The 3,329-nt window shown below is 60.7% G+C and carries 3 protein-coding genes; 1 reads left to right on the top strand and 2 read right to left on the bottom strand.

Going from position 1 to position 3,329, the window contains the following annotated elements; translation table 11 throughout:
* Nucleotides 1-72: 72 nt before the first annotated feature.
* Nucleotides 73-1,008, bottom strand: a complete 936-nt coding sequence (locus B348_RS0106335; RefSeq protein ID WP_017735303.1) for an aspartyl/asparaginyl beta-hydroxylase domain-containing protein — start codon at nucleotides 1,006-1,008, stop codon at nucleotides 73-75.
* Nucleotides 1,009-1,093: 85 nt separating this feature from the next.
* Nucleotides 1,094-2,068 (bottom strand): cysteine synthase A, encoded by a 975-nt coding sequence (cysK, locus tag B348_RS0106330; RefSeq protein ID WP_017735302.1) that lies wholly within the window; start codon nucleotides 2,066-2,068, stop codon nucleotides 1,094-1,096.
* A 126-nt stretch (nucleotides 2,069-2,194) separates the two neighbouring features.
* Between cysK and B348_RS0106325 the strand changes: the two genes are divergently transcribed.
* Nucleotides 2,195-3,271, top strand: a complete 1,077-nt coding sequence (locus tag B348_RS0106325; protein WP_017735301.1) for a DUF748 domain-containing protein — start codon at nucleotides 2,195-2,197, stop codon at nucleotides 3,269-3,271.
* The last annotated feature ends 58 nt before the right edge of the window (nucleotides 3,272-3,329 follow it).

The raw sequence follows: 3,329 nt of genomic DNA, 5'->3' as shown, positions 1-3,329 counted from the left end.
TTTACTTAGCTGACATCCCGCTACCGCAGGCAAGCCAGCTCCCACAGTTTTGACCGTATTCACAAATTCAGATCAGAACAACCACTTCCACAGCAGTACCAACACAACGACGGCCAACACCGGCCGCGCAATCCGGTAAGCCTTGGGATGCTTGCGCTTCCACTGCTTGACCACACCACTGAACTTGTCGCTGAAGGTCTTGCTCCAGGCATACGCCTGGTTGATCCCGCCGACGCGCTCGTCATCCAGGTTCTGCGGCGCCGTGGCGCGGCCCAGTTGCTTGCTGACCCAACGGTTGACGCGGGTCATGAAGCCATTGCTCAGCGGCCGTTCGATGTCGCAGAACAGGATCACGCGGGTGGTTTCTGTCTCGTTCTTCACCCAGTGCACGTAGGTTTCGTCGAACATCACGTCGTCGCCATCACGCCAGGCGTACTCCTGGCCGTCGACAAAGATGCGGCAGGCGTCGGAGTTCGGCGTGGACAGGCCCAGGTGATACCGCAAGGAACCGGCAAACGGATCACGGTGCGGGTTGAGGTGGCTGCCACCCGGCAACAGCGCGAACATCGCGCCCTTGACGTTGGGAATGCTGCTCACCAGCGCCACGGTCTTCGGGCACAGCGCCTCGGCCGAGGGCAGTGGTTTGTCATACCACTTGAGGTAGAAACGCTTCCAGCCCTTCTTGAAGAACGAACCGAAACCGGCGTCGTTGTTCTTTTCGGCGGCGCGGATGTAACCCTCGTCGAACAAGTGCATGGCCTCTTCGCGGATCACTTCCCAGTTGTCCTTGAGCACGTCCAGTTCGGGGAACTTGCTGCGGTCCAGGTACGGCTTGGACGGCACGGCCGAGAACAGGTACATCAAGGCGTTATACGGAGCGAACAGCGCCGAATGGTTGACGAACTGGCGCAACAGCGGCAAACGCGCCTTGCCGCGCAGGTGCACATACAGCGTGCTGCCGATGAACAACAGCAACACCGACAGTTTGGCGGCCAAAGAAAAGGTCATGCAGCAACTCCTGAAAAAATGCGCCGGGCATCATAAACACTTGGGCCATTATGCAGAAGGGCCAAGGTATCGGCGCTGACACACATCAAGCCTGGTTTTCCTGATCGGTAAACAGATCGCTGAACAACATGCTCGACAGGTAGCGCTCACCGGAGTCCGGCAGGATCACCACGATGGTCTTGCCCTGCATCTCCGGCTTCTGCGCCAGGCGCACGGCCACGGCCATCGCCGCACCGCAGGAGATACCGCACAAGATCCCCTCTTCCTGCATCAGGCGCAGGGCCATGGCCTTGGATTCTTCATCACTGGCCAGTTCGACACGGTCAACCATCGACAGGTCGAGGTTTTTCGGCACAAAACCGGCGCCGATGCCCTGGATCTTGTGCGGGCTCGGCTTGATTTCTTCACCGGCCAGCGCCTGGGTGATCACCGGCGACACAATCGGCTCCACGGCCACCGAGAGGATCTGCTTGCCCGCGATGTTCTTGATATAGCGCGACACACCGGTGATGGTGCCACCGGTGCCGACGCCGGCCACCAGCACATCCACGGCGCCGTCGGTGTCGTTCCAGATTTCCGGGCCGGTGGTTTTTTCGTGGATCGCCGGGTTGGCCGGGTTTTCGAACTGGCCCGGCATAAAGTACTGGGTTGGGTCGCTGGCGACGATTTCAGCGGCTTTTTCGATCGCGCCCTTCATGCCCTTGGCCGGCTCGGTCAGCACCAGTTCGGCGCCGAGGGCCTTGAGCACCTTGCGGCGCTCGATGCTCATGGACGCCGGCATGGTCAGCAGCAGCTTGTAGCCACGGGCAGCGGCGACAAACGCCAGGCCGATGCCGGTGTTACCCGACGTCGGCTCGACAATGGTCATGCCCGGCTTGAGTTTGCCGGTGCTTTCCGCGTCCCAGATCATGTTCGCGCCAATGCGGCACTTCACCGAGTAACCGGGGTTACGCCCTTCGATCTTGGCCAGGATGGTCACGCCACGGGGGGCGATACGGTTGATCTGCACCAGGGGCGTGTTACCGATGGAGTGCGCGTTGTCTGCAAAGATGCGGCTCATGGCGGGTCCTATGTGGGCGGTATTCAGGAAGGCCCCAAGGGTATGCCTCGTGTCGCAACGCGTCCAGTCGAGGAACGTTGCGCGCCTCACAGGAGTCCATTTCCTACAGACATGGAGAACGCCCCAATGAAACGTCGCTACAGCTGGCTGCTATGGACCGTCGCCGGACTGGTGGTGCTGCTGGTCGCCCTGGACCTCGCCCTGCCCTACCTGGTGCGCAACTACCTGAACGACAAGCTCGCCGACATGGGCGACTACCGTGGCCAGGTCAGCGACGTGGACGTCGCCCTGTGGCGCGGCGCCTACAAGATCAATGGCCTGGAGATCATCAAGGTAGATGGCAAGGTGCCAGTGCCGCTGCTCAAGGCGCCGTTGATCGACTTGTCCGTCAGCTGGCCAGCGCTGTGGGCCGACCATGCGGTCGTGGCCAAGGTGCGGTTTATCAGGCCGGAGGTGAATTTCGTCGATGGCGGCGCCAACAAACAGGCGTCCCAGACCGGTAAAGGCACCGACTGGCGCGCGCAGCTGAGCAAACTGGCGCCGATCACCCTCGACGAAGTGCGCATCGAAGACGGCAAGATTGCCTTCCACAACTTCAACTCCAAGCCGCCGGTGAACATCAACGCCACCGAGGTCAACGCCAGCTTCTACAACCTGACCAACATCGTCGACGTCAAAGGCAAGCGCGACGCCCGCTTCGAAGGCAAGGCCCTGCTGCAAGGCCAGGCGCCGCTGGAAGCCAGCGCGACCTTTGATCCGCTGAGCAATTTCGAAAACTTCGAATTCCGTTTCCGCGCCAAGGATTTGCAGCTCAAGCGCATGAACGCCTTCGCCTCGGCCTACGGCAAGTTCGACTTCAAGGCCGGCACCGGCGACGTGGTGATCGAGGCCCAGGCGGAAAAAGGCCAGCTCACCGGCTATATCAAGCCGCTGCTGCGCGACGTCGAAGTGTTCGACTGGCAGCAGGACGTGGAAAACAAGGACAAGAACATCTTCCGTTCGATCTGGGAAGCCGTGGTGGGTGCCAGCGAGACGGTGCTGAAGAACCAGCAGAAAAACCAGTTCGCCACGCGGGTGGAGCTGAGTGGCAGTGTGCATCAGCAGGATGTCAGCGCGTTCGGTGCGTTTTTGGCGATTTTGCGTAATGGTTTCATCCAGGCCTTTAATGCGCGCTACGAACAGCCCAAGCCTAGCGCGGACTGACTGTGGGAACTGGTTTGTGTGGGAGCTGGCTTGCCTGCGATAGCGGTCTGTCAGCTTG

The sequence above is a fragment of the Pseudomonas sp. CBZ-4 genome (genome assembly GCF_000346755.1).
Taxonomy (GTDB): domain Bacteria; phylum Pseudomonadota; class Gammaproteobacteria; order Pseudomonadales; family Pseudomonadaceae; genus Aquipseudomonas.
Note: the sequence above shows the minus strand (reverse complement) of the source record. Positions and strands in the feature narration are given on the sequence as shown.